At 67.1% G+C, this 16,212-nt stretch carries 22 protein-coding genes and 1 tRNA gene; 14 read left to right on the top strand and 9 right to left on the bottom strand.

Features of this window, described 5'->3' with window-relative positions; translation table 11 throughout:
• Positions 1-2: 2 nt before the first annotated feature.
• Genes UUA_RS08930 through UUA_RS08890 form a run of 9 tightly spaced genes read left to right on the top strand, consistent with a single transcriptional unit; the run spans position 3 to position 5,467 of the window.
• A complete protein-coding gene (locus tag UUA_RS08930; RefSeq protein WP_008436107.1) occupies positions 3-335 on the top strand; it encodes a GTP 3',8-cyclase MoaA family protein in 333 nt (110 codons plus the stop codon).
• Complete coding sequence (locus UUA_RS08925) at positions 332-619, top strand: hypothetical protein (RefSeq protein ID WP_008436106.1); 288 nt, start codon at positions 332-334, stop codon at positions 617-619. Before UUA_RS08930 ends, UUA_RS08925 begins: the two co-directional genes overlap by 4 nt.
• Complete coding sequence (locus tag UUA_RS08920) at positions 616-813, top strand: hypothetical protein (protein WP_008436104.1); 198 nt, start codon at positions 616-618, stop codon at positions 811-813. The genes UUA_RS08925 and UUA_RS08920 overlap by 4 nt, the downstream gene beginning before the upstream one ends.
• Positions 810-1,058: a hypothetical protein gene (locus UUA_RS08915; protein WP_008436103.1), complete on the top strand. Its 249-nt coding sequence runs from the start codon at positions 810-812 to the stop codon at positions 1,056-1,058. The genes UUA_RS08920 and UUA_RS08915 overlap by 4 nt, the downstream gene beginning before the upstream one ends.
• Complete coding sequence (locus UUA_RS08910; RefSeq protein WP_008436102.1) at positions 1,055-1,558, top strand: Lcl C-terminal domain-containing protein; 504 nt, start codon at positions 1,055-1,057, stop codon at positions 1,556-1,558. Before UUA_RS08915 ends, UUA_RS08910 begins: the two co-directional genes overlap by 4 nt.
• A 26-nt stretch (positions 1,559-1,584) precedes the next feature.
• Positions 1,585-2,016, top strand: coding sequence for a four helix bundle protein (locus UUA_RS08905; RefSeq protein ID WP_008436101.1), 432 nt, complete (start codon positions 1,585-1,587; stop codon positions 2,014-2,016).
• Entirely contained in the window at positions 2,013-3,389 is a 1,377-nt protein-coding gene (locus UUA_RS08900; protein ID WP_155943253.1) for a reverse transcriptase domain-containing protein, read from the top strand. The genes UUA_RS08905 and UUA_RS08900 overlap by 4 nt, the downstream gene beginning before the upstream one ends.
• Positions 3,382-3,714, top strand: coding sequence for a hypothetical protein (locus UUA_RS08895; RefSeq protein WP_008436099.1), 333 nt, complete (start codon positions 3,382-3,384; stop codon positions 3,712-3,714). Before UUA_RS08900 ends, UUA_RS08895 begins: the two co-directional genes overlap by 8 nt.
• Positions 3,707-5,467 carry a DNA cytosine methyltransferase gene (locus UUA_RS08890; RefSeq protein WP_008436098.1) on the top strand — a complete coding sequence of 587 codons (1,761 nt, stop codon included), beginning with the start codon at positions 3,707-3,709 and terminating at the stop codon, positions 5,465-5,467. The genes UUA_RS08895 and UUA_RS08890 overlap by 8 nt, the downstream gene beginning before the upstream one ends.
• A 14-nt stretch (positions 5,468-5,481) precedes the next feature.
• On the opposite strand, the gene UUA_RS08885 is transcribed toward UUA_RS08890, so the two are convergent.
• The gene (locus UUA_RS08885; protein WP_008436097.1) at positions 5,482-5,706 is read right to left on the bottom strand and encodes a hypothetical protein; all 225 of its coding nucleotides are present in this window, start codon (positions 5,704-5,706) and stop codon (positions 5,482-5,484) included.
• Here UUA_RS08885 and UUA_RS18825 point away from each other — a divergent pair.
• Both UUA_RS18825 and UUA_RS08875 read left to right on the top strand, forming a co-directional pair.
• A complete protein-coding gene (locus UUA_RS18825) occupies positions 5,705-6,331 on the top strand; it encodes a hypothetical protein (protein WP_008436095.1) in 627 nt (208 codons plus the stop codon). The two genes, UUA_RS08885 and UUA_RS18825, sit on opposite strands and share 2 nt — an antisense overlap.
• Positions 6,328-6,582, top strand: a complete 255-nt coding sequence (locus UUA_RS08875) for a helix-turn-helix transcriptional regulator (RefSeq protein ID WP_008436094.1) — start codon at positions 6,328-6,330, stop codon at positions 6,580-6,582. The genes UUA_RS18825 and UUA_RS08875 overlap by 4 nt, the downstream gene beginning before the upstream one ends.
• Here the strand turns inward: UUA_RS08875 and UUA_RS08870 are convergent.
• From UUA_RS08870 to tpiA, 4 genes are all read right to left on the bottom strand, one after another.
• On the bottom strand, positions 6,566-7,537 hold the full coding sequence (locus tag UUA_RS08870) for a tyrosine-type recombinase/integrase (RefSeq protein WP_008436093.1): 972 nt from the start codon (positions 7,535-7,537) through the stop codon (positions 6,566-6,568). The genes UUA_RS08875 and UUA_RS08870 overlap by 17 nt on opposite strands.
• A gap of 156 nt (positions 7,538-7,693) precedes the next feature.
• Positions 7,694-7,778: transfer RNA gene (locus tag UUA_RS08865), tRNA-Leu, on the bottom strand.
• Between the two features lie 11 nt (positions 7,779-7,789).
• Positions 7,790-8,251, bottom strand: a complete 462-nt coding sequence (gene secG / locus UUA_RS08860; RefSeq protein ID WP_008436092.1) for a preprotein translocase subunit SecG — start codon at positions 8,249-8,251, stop codon at positions 7,790-7,792.
• Positions 8,252-8,258: 7 nt separating this feature from the next.
• Entirely contained in the window at positions 8,259-9,026 is a 768-nt protein-coding gene (tpiA, locus tag UUA_RS08855; protein ID WP_008436091.1) for a triose-phosphate isomerase, read from the bottom strand.
• Between the two features lie 125 nt (positions 9,027-9,151).
• Here tpiA and UUA_RS08850 point away from each other — a divergent pair, with 125 nt between their 5' ends.
• Together UUA_RS08850 and UUA_RS08845 are read left to right on the top strand one after the other, a co-directional pair.
• Positions 9,152-9,961 carry an SDR family NAD(P)-dependent oxidoreductase gene (locus UUA_RS08850; RefSeq protein WP_008436090.1) on the top strand — a complete coding sequence of 270 codons (810 nt, stop codon included), beginning with the start codon at positions 9,152-9,154 and terminating at the stop codon, positions 9,959-9,961.
• A 58-nt stretch (positions 9,962-10,019) separates the two neighbouring features.
• Positions 10,020-10,694 (top strand): DUF6445 family protein, encoded by a 675-nt coding sequence (locus UUA_RS08845; RefSeq protein ID WP_008436088.1) that lies wholly within the window; start codon positions 10,020-10,022, stop codon positions 10,692-10,694.
• Between the two features lie 39 nt (positions 10,695-10,733).
• Here the strand turns inward: UUA_RS08845 and UUA_RS08840 are convergent, their stop codons facing one another.
• The 4 genes from UUA_RS08840 to orn form a co-directional block, all read right to left on the bottom strand.
• A complete protein-coding gene (locus tag UUA_RS08840; protein WP_008436086.1) occupies positions 10,734-11,669 on the bottom strand; it encodes an isopenicillin N synthase family dioxygenase in 936 nt (311 codons plus the stop codon).
• A 98-nt stretch (positions 11,670-11,767) separates the two neighbouring features.
• Positions 11,768-13,120 (bottom strand): phosphoglucosamine mutase, encoded by a 1,353-nt coding sequence (gene glmM / locus UUA_RS08835; protein ID WP_008436084.1) that lies wholly within the window; start codon positions 13,118-13,120, stop codon positions 11,768-11,770.
• Positions 13,121-13,164: 44 nt separating this feature from the next.
• A complete protein-coding gene (gene folP, locus UUA_RS08830; protein WP_008436082.1) occupies positions 13,165-14,079 on the bottom strand; it encodes a dihydropteroate synthase in 915 nt (304 codons plus the stop codon).
• A gap of 32 nt (positions 14,080-14,111) precedes the next feature.
• Complete coding sequence (orn, locus tag UUA_RS08825) at positions 14,112-14,678, bottom strand: oligoribonuclease (RefSeq protein ID WP_008436081.1); 567 nt, start codon at positions 14,676-14,678, stop codon at positions 14,112-14,114.
• Positions 14,679-14,749: 71 nt separating this feature from the next.
• Between orn and sbcB the strand changes: the two genes are divergently transcribed.
• Complete coding sequence (gene sbcB / locus UUA_RS08820) at positions 14,750-16,204, top strand: exodeoxyribonuclease I (RefSeq protein ID WP_008436079.1); 1,455 nt, start codon at positions 14,750-14,752, stop codon at positions 16,202-16,204.
• The last annotated feature ends 8 nt before the right edge of the window (positions 16,205-16,212 follow it).

Raw genomic sequence — 16,212 nt, 5'->3', positions numbered from 1 at the left:
AGATGGCACCCCTCCGCCCCATCGGCCACATCGCCGGCAACCTGCAGATCCTCGCCGTCAGCGCGTGCTATCGCCTGCGCCTGGCATCCGATGGCCAGCGTTACCTGTGCTGGCTCGATGACGACGGTTGCGTGTACCTGGCACTCACCCACCACCCACGCGCCGCCGCCGTGCGGCGCCACTTCCGCGACAACATCGTGCGCCTCTACGGCAAGCCGAAGGGCGCGCCGTTCCCGCTCGCCACCGGCGACATCGTCAACGACCTGCAGGAAGCGCGCACCGCGCAGGCCAGCCGTCACATGCGCGAAGCACAGATGGAGGCCATGTCCGCATGAGCACCCCCGCACCCTTCGCCAACCGCCCCAGCAAGCCGCAGGTGACGCGCCTGCCCGACGGCCGCATCGGCATCTTCATCGGCGGCGCCTACGAGTTCACCGACGACGCGGGGCTCCGCAGCCTGTGCGACCAGGCCGCCGAACTGCTGCCCGCGCCGACGGCCCGGGAGGACTACGAGCAAGCCGAGCGCGACTTCCTCGCCGTGCTCAACCGCGAACTGGAAAGCGTCGACGCCGGCGGCTGCGCTCCGCCCGTCATCGCCATGCGCCAGGCCGACGCATGAGCAAGCAGCCCAACGCCACCACGCTCGAAGCGCGCCGCCAGGCCGAAGCCCTGCAACGCGTCACCGGCGAGTGGTTCTGCCAAAGCGGCGCCCACTACACCAAGGCCGAACAGGTCCGCTGGCGCGGCCGGCGCATCTGCGTGCCTTGCCGCGACCGCCTGGTCGCCCTCACCAAAAAGCAGCGTGCCCGATGACCACCCACACACCCGAACAGATCCAGCGCCGACTGACCTTGCTGGGCAAGGCCGCCACCGACGCCACCACCAGCCTCACCCAGCTGAATGTCGCACTCATCAATGCCCGCGCCGCCCGCGCCGACCTCGGTGTGCTGCACGAACTCGAGGCGGCCAGCGCCGCCATCACCCGCGCCACGCAGCGCACCGAAATCCAGCGCCGGCGTCTGCTGCGCAAAGCCAACCGACAGGGAGTAACCCCGTGAATCCAGTCACCGTCATCCACATCGACACCGTGCACATGCATGTGCCGTCGCCTGGTGTTTTGTTGAGTAGCGTCGAACAGTTCGCGAGCGCCCGTTGTGCCGGCCATGCAACGCCAATCGAAGCGCCTGCAGGCACCATCATCGACCAGTCCACCGGCCTCATGTGGTCCAAAGCCACCACCGCGAAAGGCAAGACGTGGGCCGAAGCCAAGGCGGCGGCCGAAGCCGTGCGCCTGGGCGGCTACACCGACTGGCGCCTGCCTACCCGCGCCGAACTGCTCACGCTGGTCGACGACACCCGCAGCAACCCCGCCATCGACACCACCCAGTTCGACTGCGAAAGCGACTGGTACTGGACGTCCACGCCGCTAGCGTCGTCCCCCTCGGTCTGCGCGTGGGGCGTCGACTTCAGCAGCGGCGGCGCCGACTACGACCGCCAGCCCGACGACGGGCGGGTGCGGGCGGTGCGGTCGGTGTCGTCGCCGGCGTCCGGTCAGTAATCGGCCTTTTGGCTGAGTAACCCACCATGTCCTTTTCCCTCCCGCCCATCGTGAAACTCGCCGAACGCCTGCTTGTGGATATCGAGCAGGCCGTGCGGCGGTTCGCGCGCTTCCACAAGTACAGCTTCGGCGCCGATCTGCGCGCCCTGGCCATGAAAGTGGCACGCCTCGCGCACCGCGCTTGGCGCGATCGAGCACGTCAGGCGGAATGGGTCGGGCAACTGGTGTGGGCGGTGGACGATCTCAAGCTGTCCATGCAACTCGGCAGCCGCATCCGCGCCTTCGCCAGCTTCCGCCAGTTCGAACAGCTCGCCCGACTCGCCGCCGACCTTGGCCGGCAGACGGGCGGCTGGCATCGCCAGTTGCATCCCAATGTCCAGAATGGCCCGCATCGAATCGCCGGCCAGCGTGACCAGATACTGAGTTCCCGTGCCACCCCAGCCGGGGTCAAGCCATGACGAAACCGTGCCAACCCACCATGGGCCGTGCGGAAGGGTCGCAAGCGCGCGGGATAGCGTCGTCCCCCTCGGACTACGCGTGGAACGTCAACTTCAACAACGGCAACGCCAACTACAACCACCAGAACAACAACGGGCGGGTGCGGGCGGTGCGGTCGGTGTCGTCGCCGGCGTCCGGTGAGTATCAGGGTGCACCACAAAGCGAGGTCAGCTTCCGCGACCTCCACCGCGCCTGGCAACGCGCCCGGCGCCAGAAGGTGCCCAGCCAGAACCAGCTGCAGTTCGAGTCGCAGTGGATCGACGGCCTACTCGACCTGCAACAGCAGATCAACGCCGGCCAGTGGCAGCCCCGCGCCACCACCTGTTTCATCGCGACCAAACCCAAGGCGCGGCAGATCCACGCGCCCGACTTCGCCGACCGCATCGTGCACCACTGGTTGGTGCCGCAGCTCGAAGCCATCTTTGAACCGGGCTTCATCGACCACAGCTACGCCAACCGCACCGGCAAAGGCACCCATGCGGCTGTCACCGCGCTGCGCACCATGGTGCGCCAGGTGCATAGCGGCCAAGGCGGCGGCTGGTACCTGCAGCTCGACATCCGCAACTTCTTCAACAGCGTGCACCGCCCCACCCTCTACCGCATGCTCAAGCAGCGCATGCAGCGCCGCGGCGTGTCGCTCACCGTCCAGCGGGTCACCCATGCCCTGCTGCGCCAGTCCGTCGAACACCAGGGCGTGGTGCACCGCTCCACAGCCGCCGAGCGCGCCCGCGTACCAGCCCACAAGCGGCTGGAGAACGCCGCCCCGGGCTGCGGCCTTCCCGTCGGCAACCTGTCGTCGCAGTTCTTCGCCAACGTCTACCTCGACGCGCTCGACCAGTTCGTTAAACACACCCTGCGCGCGCCGCGCTACCTGCGCTACGTCGATGACTTCGTGCTCGTTCACCACAGCCGCGAGCAACTGCAGCAGTGGCTGGGCCAGATCACCACGTTCCTGCGCGACACACTCAAGCTGGAACTGAAAGCCGATATCCGTCTGCGCCCGCTCACCGACGGCATCGACTTCCTCGGCTACGTCACCTACCCCACGCACACCCGCGTGCGCCGCCGCGTCGTGCAGCACGCCGGCACCGCGCTGGCCACCTGGCACCGCACCCACCACACGCCCACCGGCGTGCGTTGCACCCCGGCCGACTTCCGCCAGCTCAGCTCCACCTGGGCCAGCTACTGCGGCCACTTCGCCCGCGCCGACAGCCACCGCCTGCAGCAGATGTTCCGCGATCGCCATCCCTGCATCGCGCTCACCGATATCAAGCGTCGCTTCGACCACCGCATCGAAGGCCGGCGTATCACCTTGAGGGTTTCCCATGGATGACATCAAGCAACAGGTGGCAATTACCGCGCTCAACAAGATGATGAGCCAGGGGCATTTCAGCATCTGCACTATCGACCAGATCGCCAAGATGCTGGACATCACGCCGGACCCCGAAGCCTATGCCGTGCTGCGTCCGCTTCATTGCATCGACTACGCGACCATGCCGCGCGACCTGTATGCGCGCCTACCTGACCTCATTCAAGCCGCGCTGAGCGGCCAGAAGGTGTTCCAGTTCGAACTGCGTTCGCCGCCGGCCACACAGCTCGTGCTCATCCAGGGCCCCGCGAAACCCAAGCTGCTGCAGAGGCTTTTTCATCATGGCTGATGGCGCGCAGCAATCCGGCTTCAACTTCCCCCGCAAGGCATTGGTGAGCGCGCTTCGCCCAGGCGAAATCGTGGTGGATCTGTTCGCCGGCGGCGGCGGTGCCAGCGAAGCGCTCAAGCAGGCGCTGGGCCGTGACCCCGATCTCGCCTACAACCACGACGAGCTCGCCGTGGGCCTGCATGCGGCAAACCACCCGTTCACCGTCCACAAGCGCGAAGACACCTGGATCGCGGATCCACGCCGCGAAGTCGGGCTGCGCCCGGTCGGCTGGTTCCATGCCTCTCCGGACTGCACACACTTCAGCCAGGCCAAGGGCGGCCAGCCGCGCTCGCGCGCCACGCGATCGCTGAGCTGGGTGGTGCTCAAGTGGGCCGGCTCGCTGGCCCGCACCGGCAACGCGCCGCGCATCATCAGCCTGGAGAACGTCGAGCAGATCCTGTCGTGGGGTCCGCTGATCGCCAAGCGCTGCAAGACCACCGGCCGCGTGATCAAACTGGACGGAAGCGTGGCCGAGCCAGGCGAGCAGGTGAGCGTGTGGCAGCAGGCGCTGGTGCCCGACAAGCGCCACGCCGGCCGCACGTGGGGCCAGTTTGTCGCTGCGCTGCGCGGGCTGGGCTACGTGGTGGAGTGGCGCAAGCTGATCGCCAGCGACTACGGCGCCGGCACCAGCCGCAAGCGCCTGTTCCTGATCGCCCGCCGCGACGGTGACCCCATCGTGTGGCCCGCACCCACGCACGGCAAAGCACCCGGCCTGCTGCCCCTGGTAACCGCCGCCGACTGCATCGACTTCACCATCCCATGCCCGTCTATCTTCACCCGCAAGAAACCGCTAGCCGACGCCACCATGCGCCGCATCGCCAAGGGCGTGAAGCGGTACGTGATCGACGCCGCCGAGCCGTTCATTGTCGGCTGCGGCGGGCGCATGGGGCAGACCGCCGAGCGGCCGGTATCCCAGCCGATGCAGACGATCACCAGCAAGGCCGATGCCTGCCTCGCCACCGCAACCATCGCGCCACTGGTCACCGAGCACGCCAACGCATCCAACCAGCGCACCATGCCCGCCGGCGAGCCGCTGCGCACCATCTGCGCACAGGTGAAGGGCGAACACTTCGCATTGGCTGCCGCGCACCTGATCAAGTTTCGCGGGGACAGCCAAGGCTCAGCTGTCGACCAGCCCATGCCAACCATCACCAGTGGCGCCGGTGCCGCTCGCCCCGCTGGCGCGGCCCACGCCATGGGCGTCATCACCGCGTTCCTCGAACAGGCCAACGGCGGCTACTACAACGGCGACGGCCACGACCTACGCAAGCCAGCGCCGACCATCTGCGGCACCGGCAGTCAGCAGCGTCTGGTGACCGCTGACCTTGCTTCGCTGTCGCCCGAGCACGAAGCCGGCGCGCTGCGCGTGGCGGCATTCCTGGTCAACTACTACGGCAACGGTCAGGCGCTGGATCTGCGCGAACCCGTCGACACCATCACCACCCGCGACCGCCTGGCGCTGGTGACCGTGCTGGTGCAGGGCACGCCCTACGTGATCGTGGACATCGGCCTGCGCATGCTGCGCCGTGAGGAACTGTTCCGCGCCCAGGGCTTCCCGCCCGACTACATCATCGACACCACCGCCGACGGCCGCAAGCTGTCCATCAGCGCCAGCGTCCGCATGGTCGGCAACAGCGTCAGCCCGCCGCCCCTCTGCGCGATCGCCCGCGCCAACCTCGACCCGGTGCAGATGCCGGAACGGATCGCCGCATGATCCGCCAGGCACTGCTAATCAATGACCGATCGCGCCTGATTGTGGCCCGCAGCGAATGCGTCGTCGGCGGAATCGTAGATAGCCCCAGCAGTGATCTTCATCTTCGGCAAGCCCGCAATGGCGACCTCTTCCAGGCTGAATTTGGCACCGTCCGCGCGGACCCAGACGGTTATCACGTATTCGACGCCACGGTGGCGCCCGTCGCGCACCAGCACCCTTATATCCCGGTAATCAGCCATGCGTGAGCTCCCTATTCTGTTCTCCGCGCCGATGGTGCGCGCCATCCTCGAGGGCCGCAAGACGGTGACGCGGCGGATCGCCAAAGGCGTGCATTTCGTCCATGCGGTGGCCGGCGAAGCGCTGAAGAGCGCCGATAGCGCGGGAGGGCGAATCCCTTGCCCATACGGCCAGCCAGGCGATCGGCTGTGGGTGCGTGAGGCATTTGGGTATGAGTTCGACACACCGCTCGGCACAAATGCGCCACCGGATCGTGTGATTTATCGAGCTGACGCAAAGCATGCTGGCAAAGTTGGCTGGTCCCCATCCATCCATATGCCACGTACGGCCAGCCGCATCACGCTGGAAGTGACCGGCGTGCGCGTGGAGCGGTTGCAGGCGATCAGCGAGGACGATGCGATCGCCGAAGGTATCCACACAGTGCAAATAGGCTCCGGCTACCGCGACTCTTACAGCGCAACCCCGGTGACTTGGGCTGATGCTGTCGAGCAGGCGGCGGTGACACACGAAGATCCTCGACTCGCTTTCCGCGACCTGTGGGAGTCAATCAATGGCTCCGGCAGCTGGAACGTCAACCCGTGGGTGTGGGTGGTCGAGTTCAAGCGCGTGGAGGCGCAGAAAGCATGAACACTGAACAGCCGACCGGCCCCGACGCCGTTGCCCTCATCGCCGCGCTGGTTGCCGGCGATCGCTGGTTATCCGCCGATGCCTGCGCCGCCTACCTCGGTGGCATCACGCGCCGCACGTTTCTCGAAACCATCGCCTGCAAGCCGAACTTCCCAAAGGCACTGCCACTGGGCAAGGTCAAGGCCTGGAAAAAATCCGAAGTCGAGCAGTGGGCCGACAACTACCGCCACGCCGCTACGCGAGCCGCTTAGCCAGCTCGCTGGCGCTTTCGTCGTAGTAGATCATCAAGCTTTTCAGGTCGCGATGCCCGATCATCCGCGCCAGCTGCAGCACATCCAGCTTCTTCGACAGCCGCCAGATCGCCTCTGCGCGGCTGTCGTGGAAGTGCAGATCAGCCAGCGCGGCACGGTCGCGGATCTTGCGGAACAGTGCATCGCGTGACTGTTCATCCAGGTCGAACACTGGCCCATCGCCCACCGGCAGCAATCGCAGTATCTCCACAGCCATCGGCGACAGCGCCACCTCCCGCGCGTCGCCGTTCTTCGTACGCGGAAGCCGCACGTAGCGCGCTTCCAGCTCCACGTCCCGCCAGTGCAGGCCCAGCATCTCTCCGGCCCGCATCGCGGTCTCCAAACCCAGTAGGAACGCCAAGCCGACCCGCTGCGTCGCCGTCTCCGCGGCAAGTTGGTCGCCCAGTCCGAACGCCAGCCGAAGTCGCTCGACCTCGTTGGCGGTAATCCGCCGCTTGCGGCTGGCCGGCGCCGTCGGCCTGGTTACATCCTTCATCGGGTTATCGCGCAGCCAGCCGAAGTCGCGCCGGCAGCTCTCGAACACCGACCGCATCAGCTTCATTTCGCGCAGCACCGAGGCAGGGGACACCGATTTCAGGCGGTCATCCCGCCAGCTCGCGATGTCGGCGCCCAGGATCAGTGCAAGGCGCTTGTCAGCCAGCTTGTGCCGGCCCATGGCGGTCAGCCGGCGGACCTCCCATGTCTCGCCCTTGTGCAACGGCGCCACCTCGTCAGCGTACCGTTCCAGGGCTTGGCCGAACGTCTTGTCCGGCAGCCTGTCGCCGGCCAGCTCGGCCTGCTGCTCCAGCGCCCAGGCCGACGCCTGCGCCTTCGTGTCATGGATCTTCGATGCCCGAACCCCACGAACGAACACCTGCGCCCGCCACCGCTTGCCGATCCTGCTGATACTGGCCATAAACTCCCCACGCTGCGTAATTCGTGGGGAAACAGACTAGGGCAATGCGTCATGACTTGTCGAATCATGCCCAAAAGAAAAGCCCCTGAAACCGCACAACCGTGCGACTTCAAGGGCCATTTGTACCGCAGGCGTATCCACCCGCTTTTACTGTATTGGTGCCCAAGAGGGGACTCGAACCCCTACGACTTGCGTCGCTACCACCTCAAGGTAGTGCGTCTACCAGTTCCGCCACCTGGGCAGGTGTGTTGCTCAGTGCTTCGCCGGCGGCTCGGTGGCTGCCGGTACCTCGCCCTGACTCTTGGGCGGGGCAGGAGTTGCCGCCGGCTGTGCGGCCGGAACGGCATTGTTGGTTGCCGCGGGAACCGCCGACGGCACTTCCGTGCCAGCTGCCGGCTTGGCCGGCGTCGTCTTGCCGGCGGCAGGCTTGTCGGCGAGTGACCCCATCACACCCAGGTCTTGCGTGTTGGTGTGCGGCGCACCGTTGCCGTGCAGGTAGATGCCCATGCCGAGGCTGAGCAGAAAAAACAGGCCAGCCAGAACGCCGGTGGCACGGGTCAGGAACGTGGACGAGCCGCGCGCGCCAAACACCGTGGCCGAAGCGCCGCCGCCGAAACCCGAGCCGGCATCCGCACCGGCACCGTTCTGCAGCAGGATCAGCACGATCATCGCCGCGGCGATCAGGATGTAGAACACGCTGAAAATGACGAACATAAGGTTTCTATTGAGCCTGTGGCGCCTGATGCGCCGCAGCGCAGATTCCAAGGAAATCCGATGCAGCCAGGGAGGCCCCGCCGATCAGTCCTCCATCCACGTCCGCCTGCGCGAACAATTCCGCGGCATTGGCCGCCTTGACGCTGCCGCCGTAAATCAGTCGGGTCAGACGGGCAATCATAACATCTTCTTTTTCCAGTTGGCTACGAATGAAGGCGTGCACCTGCTGCGCCTGTTGCGGGCTGGCGGTACATCCGGTGCCGATCGCCCACACGGGTTCATAGGCGATTACCGCAGTGTCGAAGCTGGCCACGCCGTTGAGTGCCAGCACCGCCTGCAGTTGCCGCGTGATGACCGCCTCGGTTTCGCTGGCCTCGCGCTGCGCCAGGGTTTCGCCCACGCAAAGGATCGGCGTCAGGCCGCCGGCGCGGGCCGCGGCGAACTTGCGCGCCACCAGCTCGTCGCTCTCGCCGTGGTACTGGCGCCGCTCGGAATGGCCGACCAGCACCCATTGCACGCCGACGTCCGCCAGCATGGCGGCGGAGACTTCGCCGGTATACGCACCCTGCCCTTCGTGCTCGCTGACGTCCTGCGCGCCGATACCCACGCGGGAGCCGGCGTGCTGCCTTGCCAGTTCAGCCACATAGGGAAACGGCGGAAGCACCACCACGTCGATGCCGTCGGGCGCGCAGGCGGCAATGTCGTCCACCAGCGGCTTGGCCATCGAACGGCTGCAATGCATTTTCCAGTTGCCGGCGATGAGTTTCTTGCGCATGGGCTGCTTCCGCTGCGGTCAAACGGCAAGCTTACCGAGGGTCCCCGGGATCGGCAAATCGGCGGACCACTGGCGCCGATTCGCCGGTGTGGTCAAGAATGACGGCCCACCCGAAGGAACCGCGCATGACTGTCGCTCGCCCGCTCAGCCTGATCACCGGCGCTTCCTCCGGCATCGGCGCCGCGTTTGCCCGGCAACTCGCCGCACTCGGCCATCAGCTGGTGCTGACCGCGCGCCGCGTCGACCGGCTGGAGACCCTCGCTGCCGAGCTTCGCGAGCGGCATGCGATCCAGGTCACCGTGCTGCCGCATGACCTGGCCGATCCAGCTGCGCCACGGACGCTGTGCGATGAACTCGACCAGCGTGGCCTGCCGGTGGACTGGCTGGTCAACAATGCCGGCTACGGTGTGCCCGGTACCTTCGTCGCGAATGACTGGGCCACCCATGCAGATTTCCTGCAGGTGCTGCTAACCGCGCCGACCGAACTGGCCTGGCGGTTGCTGCCCGGCATGCGCCAGCGTGGCCACGGCCGCATCATCAATGTCGCCTCGCTGGCCGGACACGTACCCGGCCCGGCCGGCCACACTTTGTATGCAGCCAGCAAGGCTTACCTGATCAAACTCTCGCAGTCGCTGGCGCTGGAGAACCACGCGGCCGGAGTGCACGTGTGCGCGCTGTGCCCGGGTTTCACCTGGTCGGAATTCCACGACGTCACCGGTACCCGCGACAAGATGAACCGGCTACCCGGCTTCATGTGGCTGAGTGCGGAAGACGTGGTGCGCCAGGGCATCGCGGCGGTCGAGCGCGGCGACGCCGTGTATATCCCGGGCAGGGTCAACCGCGCCATCAAGACGCTGGTGCAGCTGCTGCCGGACCGGCTGGCCCTGCGGCTTTCGGCGCGCGAATCGAAGCGCTACCGGAACACCCAGGTCTAGGCGCACCGCAAAAAACCTCCCGCCACCAGCCACGACCTCGCCACGGCCACCGATTCCCATGTCCTTGTTTCCGACCCAGATGCGCCCATTGCCCTACCGCAAGCCGGTCGAGGGTCGCGACTACTGGGTGGCAGACGACGTGCTGCCGAATGTCGGCGACGTGCGCGCGCGTTGCCTGGCCCGGTCCGACTGGGAAATGGGTTATCCGTACACCGGCGAAGTCTGGCCGGGAATGCGCGCCATGCCTGCGTTGCTGGATGAGGAACTGGCGGCGCTGGAAGCAAGGGTATGCCAGCTCACCGGCACGAAGAAGCTGTGGGTCGAGCAGGCCGAAGCGGGAACCCGACTCAGCCACAACTGCGTGCAGGTGGTCGGCGCGGTGGAGGGAGCGGTCAAGCCGCACACCGATTCATCGAATCTGTGCCGTTACGCCGCCGTGCTGTACCTCAACCCCGACGTGCCCGAACACTGCGGCACCAGCTTCTTCCGCCAGCGCATGCCCGGCGGCCAGCTCGGCGGCAACATCGTGCTGCCGCCGCACCGCAACCTGGCCGAGGCGCTGGGCAACCGCTTCGTGCAGCCCAACGCCTTCGTCGAGGACGTGCGCGTGGGGCACCGCTGCAACCGCCTGCTGGTCTACAAGGCCAACCTGATTCACAGCGCCAGCGCGTACTGGGGTCTGGACGGGATCGACAGCAAGCGCATGACCGCGGTGTTCTTCTGGATGGCCTGACTGCCGGCCCAGTCTCGCCCGCCCCTCCTGTATCCCGGCTCAGATCAGCTTGATCTCGCGCAAGCGTTCCAGCAGGTATTCGTGCGAGGTGATCGAGCTGTCGTAGCGGCGCGGGTTGTCCGCCGTGATGCATGAATCGAGCGGGTCCAGCACCACGTCCGGATTCGGGTGCAGGAAGAACGGCACCGAATAGCGCGGCTTGCGCGCGTTCTCATTCTTCGGGTTGACCACGCGATGCGTGGTGGACGGGAACACGTGGTTGGAGAGCCGCTGCAGCATGTCGCCGATGTTCACCACGATGGCGTCGCCCTCGGTGGTGATCGGCAGCCACTCGCCCTCGCGGGTGAGCACTTCCAGCCCTTCGGCGCTGGCGCCGACCAGCAGGGTGATGAAGTTGATGTCCTCGTGCGCGCCAGCGCGTACGTTCGGCACGTTCTCGTCGGTGATCGGCGGGTAGTGGATCGGCCGCAGGATCGAGTTGCCGACGTCGGTCTTGTCCTCGAAGAAATTCTCCGGCTCGCCGATGTGCAGGGCCAACGCGCGCAGCACGCGGGTGCCTAGCTGGTCCAGCGCCTGGTACAGGCCGTAGCCGTATTGCCTGAAGTCGGGCACCTCGACGGGCCAGAGGTTCGGCGGCATCACGTCGGCGAATGTCGAGTCGCGCGGGATCTCGCGGCCGATGTGCCAGAACTCCTTGAGGTCGGCGTGCTGGCTGTCCTTGGCGGTCTCCACCTTGAACGGGGTGTAGCCGCGCGCACCGCCGGCACCAGCGACGTGGTACCTCATCTTGGTTTCGGTGGGCAGTGCGAAGAAGCGCCGGAACGCGTCGTACGAGCCGTCGATCAGCTCGCGCGCGATGCCGTGGCCGCTGATGCAGCAGAAACCGAATTCGCGGTAGGCCGCGCCGATCTCGGCGACGAAGGCATCGCGGTCGGTGTCATAGCGGCGGATGTCGAGGGTGGGAACTTTCTTCATGGCTGTAGTCACCAAGTTGGCGTGCGGTCGGTCGATCCGCCACCGCGGGAGGCGGGGCACGTCGGGCCAATCCATGGCGACCCGGTACAACTACAGGTTCACGAGCGTTCGGCGGCGGATTTTACCGTTCCGGCGAGCTGTTCCGCCAACTGCTGCACTTCCGCCGGGTCAGCGCCCTCGATGGTGACGCGCACCAGCGGCTCGGTGCCGGAGGCCCTCAGCACCACCCGGCCGCGGCCGCGCAGCACCTGTTCCACTTCGGCCAGGGCCTGTTGCACCTGGTCGCTGGCCAGCGCTTCGCGGGCGCCGGCGGCGCGCACGTTCAGCATCACCTGCGGCATCTTCTGCAGGCCCTGCCGCGCGGTGGCCAGATCCTCGCCGGATCGCGCCAGCGCTTCGAACACGGCCAGCGCGGCGATGATCCCGTCGCCGGTGGTGGCGCGGTCCAGGCACAGGATGTGGCCGGAAGTTTCGCCGCCGAGCACGCCGCCCTGCTCCTTCAACTGCTGCAGCACGTAGCGGTCACCCACGTTGGCACGCAGCAGCGGTACGCCGAGTCCGGTCAGCGCCAGTTGCAGGCCATAGTTGCTCATCAGGGTACCGACCACCGGCCCGTGGAGTTTCCCCTGCCCATGCCAGCTGCGCGCCAGCAGGTAGAGGATGTCGTCGCCATCGGCGAGCACGCCGTTCCGGTCGACCAGCTGCACGCGGTCGCCGTCGCCATCGAACGCAATGCCGATGTCGGCGCCATGCGCCAACACCGCCTGTTGCAGCGCCTGCGGATGGGTCGAGCCGACCTCGCGGTTGATGTTGAAGCCGTCCGGCCGGTCGCCGATGGCAATCACCTCGGCGCCCAGTTCGCTGAACACCTTGGGCGCCACCTGATAGGTCGCGCCGTGGGCGCAGTCCACTACCAGCCGCCACCCGTGCAGGCTGAAATCCTCAGCCACGGTGGACTTGCAGTACTCCGCGTAACGGGCCACCGCGTCGTCGATCCGGCGCGCCTTGCCGAGCCGCTCCGACGCCACCGTGGCGAACGCGGCGTCGACCTCCTGCTCGATTGCCAGCTCGACCTCGTCGGACAGCTTCTCCCCGTCGGCGGAGAAGAACTTGATGCCGTTGTCGTGGTGCGGGTTGTGCGAGGCGCTGATCACGATGCCGGTCTGTGCGCGCATCGAGCGGGTCAAGTAGGCCACCGCCGGGGTCGGCATCGGTCCGAGCAGGCCCACGTCGGCACCGGCCGCGACCAGGCCCGCCTCCAGCGCGGCCTCGAACATGTAGCCGGAGATGCGGGTGTCCTTGCCGATCAGCACCTTCGGCCGCTTGCTGCCGTCACGCGCCAGCACGCTGCCGACGGCGCGCCCCAGCTTGAGCATGAAATCCGCGCTGATCGGCCACTGCCCGACCAGCCCGCGGATACCGTCGGTGCCGAAATACTTGCGTTGGGTCATGGGCTGCCTGATGGGGTGGTCGATGGGGAAAGGGAAACGGCAGCTCAGTCGTCGTCCGGCCAGCGCGGCATGGCGGGTTTGTCGGCACGCCGCGGCACGGCATCGACCGCATGCACCGCCTGCCACACCGCCAGCGCGTCGACGGTTGCGGCCACGTCATGCACCCGCACCATGCGCGCACCGCGCTGAACGGCTACCAGCGCGGCTGCCACGGAACCGGCGGTGCGCTCGGCAGGCACCGCCCTGCCGGTCATCTCGCCGATCATCGTCTTGCGCGACAGCCCGATGTACGCACCGCTGCCGAGATCGGCGAAACGTTCCAGCGCGCACAGCAGCGCCAGGTTGTGCTGCAGCGTCTTGCCGAAGCCGAAGCCCGGGTCGACCATCACCTTGCGCCGGTCGATGCCGGCCAGCTCGCAGGCGAACAGCCGATCGGTGAGGAAGCGGTGAACCTCACCCACCACGTCGTCGTAATGCGGCTCGGCCTGCATGCTGCGCGGCTCGCCCTGCATGTGCATCAGGCACACCGGGACGCCCAGCTCGGCCGCCGCGGCCATCGCGCCGTCGCGGCGCAGCGCGTACACGTCATTGATCATGCCGGCACCGGCGGCTACCGCCGCGCGCATCACCTCGGGCTTGGAGGTGTCGATCGCGATCGGCAGCGTGGTGCGCGCAATCAGCTGCTCGATCACCGGCAGCACCCGGCGCAGTTCTTCCTCGACCGGCACGTCGGCCGAGCCGGGACGGGTCGATTCGCCGCCGACGTCGATCATGTCGGCGCCCTGCTCCGCCAGCGCCAGGCCATGCGCCACGGCCGCTTCCAAGCTGTCGTGCATGCCGCCGTCGGAAAACGAATCGGGGGTGACGTTGAGGATGCCGACCACCCGCGCGCGGTCGAGCCTCAACAGGCGCCCGGCGCAATCCAGCACCGGCGCCAACAAATCGTTCGACATGCTCATGACCTCGTCAATATCCGGAAGCGGTGCCGCGCTCAGGCTTCGACCTGGCCGCCCAACTCGCCCATGTAGCGGCGATAATGGCGCAGCTCGGCGATCGAGTCGCGGATATCCGACAGCGCCGTATGGGCCGATTCCTTGCCGACGCTCTTGGCGATCTCCGGCGCCCAGCGTCGGGCCAGCTCCTTGAGCGTGGAGACGTCCAGGTTGCGGTAGTGGAAATAGCGCTCCAGCCGCGGCATCTGCCGATGCAGGAAGCGACGGTCCTGGCAGATCGAGTTGCCGCACATCGGCGACTTGCCCGGCGGCACCCACGTGCGCAGGAAATCCACCGTAGCCTGCTCGGCCATCGCGTGATCGGTTTCCGAGATCAGCACCTGCCGCCACAGGCCCGACTTGTGGTGCTGGTTGCAGTTCCAGTTGTCCATCGACTCCAGCCGGTCGATTTCGTGGCGTATCGCGAAGGCCGGCCCTTCGGCCAGCACGTTCAGCTCCTTGTCGGTGACGATCGTGGCGATCTCCAGGATGGAGTCGTTGTCGGTGTCGAGGCCGGTCATCTCCAGATCGATCCAGATCAGGTTGTCTTCGTGCGCTTGGCTCATGGGCTCTCCTTGTGGGAGGAAGTTTATCAGCCCCATGCCGGCGCAGCTTTCGGCCATGCGATCATGGCCCGATGCAGACCTTTTTCTGGCATGACTACGAGACCTCCGGCGCCGACCCGCGGCGCGACCGCCCGCTGCAGTTCGCCGGCATCCGCACCACGCCGGAGCTGGAGATCGTCGGCGAGCCGGTGATGTTCTACGGCCAGCCGTCGCGGGAGATGCCGCCGCATCCCGACGCCTGCCTGATTACCGGCATCACGCCGCAACAGGCCGAACGCGAAGGGCTCGGCGAGGCGGAGTTCGCCGCCCGCGTGCATGAACAGCTGGCGGCGCCAGGCACCTGCGGCGTGGGCTACAACTCGCTGCGCTTTGACGACGAATTCACCCGACAGATGCTGTACCGCAATTTCCACGAGCCGTACGGCCGCGAGTGGGAGAACGGCAATTCGCGCTGGGACCTGATCGACCTGGTGCGCATGTGCCAGGCGCTGCGGCCCGAAGGCATCGTCTGGCCGACCCGCGAGGACGGCTCACCCAGCTTCAAGCTGGAGCACCTGGCCAGCGCGAACGGGCTAACCCAGGAGCGCGCCCATGATGCGCTGTCGGACGTTCGTGCGCTGATCGAGCTGGCCCGGCTGATCCGCGTGCGCCAGCCACGGCTGTGGGACTGGTACTACGCCCTGCGCCGCAAGCAGAAGGTGTTCGAGCTGCTCGACGTGGTGAACATGACGCCGCTGGTGCACGTTTCCTCGCGCTATCCGGCCAGTCGCCACTGCCTGGCGGTGATCGCGCCGCTGGCGGCGCACCCGAGCCGGCCCGGCGAGGTGATCGTGTACGACCTGGCCACCGATCCCGCCGCCTGGCTGGCGCTGGACGAAGACGAGATCGCCGATCGCATCTTCACCGCGCGCGCCGACCTGCCCGAGGACGTCGAGCGCATCCCCCTGCGCACCGTGCGCGCCAATCGCGCCCCGGCGCTGGCGCCGCTGTCGGTGCTGCAAGGGGTGGACCTGGATCGCCTGCAGCTGGACCTGGCCCGTTGCCAGGCCCATCACGACGTGCTGCACGCCGTCGACGGGCTCGCCGAGAAGCTGCGCCGCGTGTTCCAGCGTGCAGCCGAACTACCGCCGCCGGAAGATCCCGAACTGGCCCTGTACGGCGGCGGCTTCCTGCCCGATGCCGACAAGCGCCTGCTGGCGCAGGTACGCGCCACGCCACCGCGCGAGCTGGGCACGCGCAGCTTTCCGTTCCGCGACCCGCGCTATCCGGAGTTGCTGTTCCGCTACCGCGCGCGCAACTGGCCGGAAACGCTGGACGCGGAGGAATACGCGCGCTGGGAGAACTTCCGCCGCGCACGCCTGACTACCCGCACGCCGCTGACCGGGCTCACCCTCGACGACTATTTCGCCCGTCTCGCCGAACTGCGCCACGCCCCGCAGGCGCAGGACAAGCTGCCCCTGCTTGACCAGCTGCAGGCCTGGGGCGAACAGCTCGCCGCCAGCATCGACGGTATTCCCCCCACGTAGGGCGGGCA

Origin of the sequence: Rhodanobacter thiooxydans LCS2 (assembly GCF_000264375.1) — a bacterium.
GTDB classification, from domain to species: Bacteria; Pseudomonadota; Gammaproteobacteria; order Xanthomonadales; family Rhodanobacteraceae; genus Rhodanobacter; species Rhodanobacter thiooxydans.
Note: the sequence above shows the minus strand (reverse complement) of the source record. Positions and strands in the feature narration are given on the sequence as shown.

Bases quoted from the DNA above. Each gene is read 5' to 3' on its own strand.
- UUA_RS08930 (WP_008436107.1), top strand. From the start codon at position 3: ATGGCACCCCTCCGCCCCATCGGCCACATCGCCGGCAACCTGCAGATC.
- UUA_RS08925 (WP_008436106.1), top strand. From the start codon at position 332: ATGAGCACCCCCGCACCCTTCGCCAACCGCCCCAGCAAGCCGCAGGTG.
- UUA_RS08920 (WP_008436104.1), top strand. From the start codon at position 616: ATGAGCAAGCAGCCCAACGCCACCACGCTCGAAGCGCGCCGCCAGGCC.
- UUA_RS08915 (WP_008436103.1), top strand. From the start codon at position 810: ATGACCACCCACACACCCGAACAGATCCAGCGCCGACTGACCTTGCTG.
- UUA_RS08905 (WP_008436101.1), top strand. From the start codon at position 1,585: ATGTCCTTTTCCCTCCCGCCCATCGTGAAACTCGCCGAACGCCTGCTT.
- UUA_RS08900 (WP_155943253.1), top strand. From the start codon at position 2,013: ATGACGAAACCGTGCCAACCCACCATGGGCCGTGCGGAAGGGTCGCAA.
- UUA_RS08895 (WP_008436099.1), top strand. From the start codon at position 3,382: ATGGATGACATCAAGCAACAGGTGGCAATTACCGCGCTCAACAAGATG.
- UUA_RS08890 (WP_008436098.1), top strand. From the start codon at position 3,707: ATGGCTGATGGCGCGCAGCAATCCGGCTTCAACTTCCCCCGCAAGGCA.
- UUA_RS18825 (WP_008436095.1), top strand. From the start codon at position 5,705: ATGCGTGAGCTCCCTATTCTGTTCTCCGCGCCGATGGTGCGCGCCATC.
- UUA_RS08885 (WP_008436097.1), bottom strand. From the start codon at position 5,706: ATGGCTGATTACCGGGATATAAGGGTGCTGGTGCGCGACGGGCGCCAC.
- UUA_RS08875 (WP_008436094.1), top strand. From the start codon at position 6,328: ATGAACACTGAACAGCCGACCGGCCCCGACGCCGTTGCCCTCATCGCC.
- UUA_RS08870 (WP_008436093.1), bottom strand. From the start codon at position 7,537: ATGGCCAGTATCAGCAGGATCGGCAAGCGGTGGCGGGCGCAGGTGTTC.
- secG (WP_008436092.1), bottom strand. From the start codon at position 8,251: ATGTTCGTCATTTTCAGCGTGTTCTACATCCTGATCGCCGCGGCGATG.
- tpiA (WP_008436091.1), bottom strand. From the start codon at position 9,026: ATGCGCAAGAAACTCATCGCCGGCAACTGGAAAATGCATTGCAGCCGT.
- UUA_RS08850 (WP_008436090.1), top strand. From the start codon at position 9,152: ATGACTGTCGCTCGCCCGCTCAGCCTGATCACCGGCGCTTCCTCCGGC.
- UUA_RS08845 (WP_008436088.1), top strand. From the start codon at position 10,020: ATGTCCTTGTTTCCGACCCAGATGCGCCCATTGCCCTACCGCAAGCCG.
- UUA_RS08840 (WP_008436086.1), bottom strand. From the start codon at position 11,669: ATGAAGAAAGTTCCCACCCTCGACATCCGCCGCTATGACACCGACCGC.
- glmM (WP_008436084.1), bottom strand. From the start codon at position 13,120: ATGACCCAACGCAAGTATTTCGGCACCGACGGTATCCGCGGGCTGGTC.
- folP (WP_008436082.1), bottom strand. From the start codon at position 14,079: ATGAGCATGTCGAACGATTTGTTGGCGCCGGTGCTGGATTGCGCCGGG.
- orn (WP_008436081.1), bottom strand. From the start codon at position 14,678: ATGAGCCAAGCGCACGAAGACAACCTGATCTGGATCGATCTGGAGATG.
- sbcB (WP_008436079.1), top strand. From the start codon at position 14,750: ATGCAGACCTTTTTCTGGCATGACTACGAGACCTCCGGCGCCGACCCG.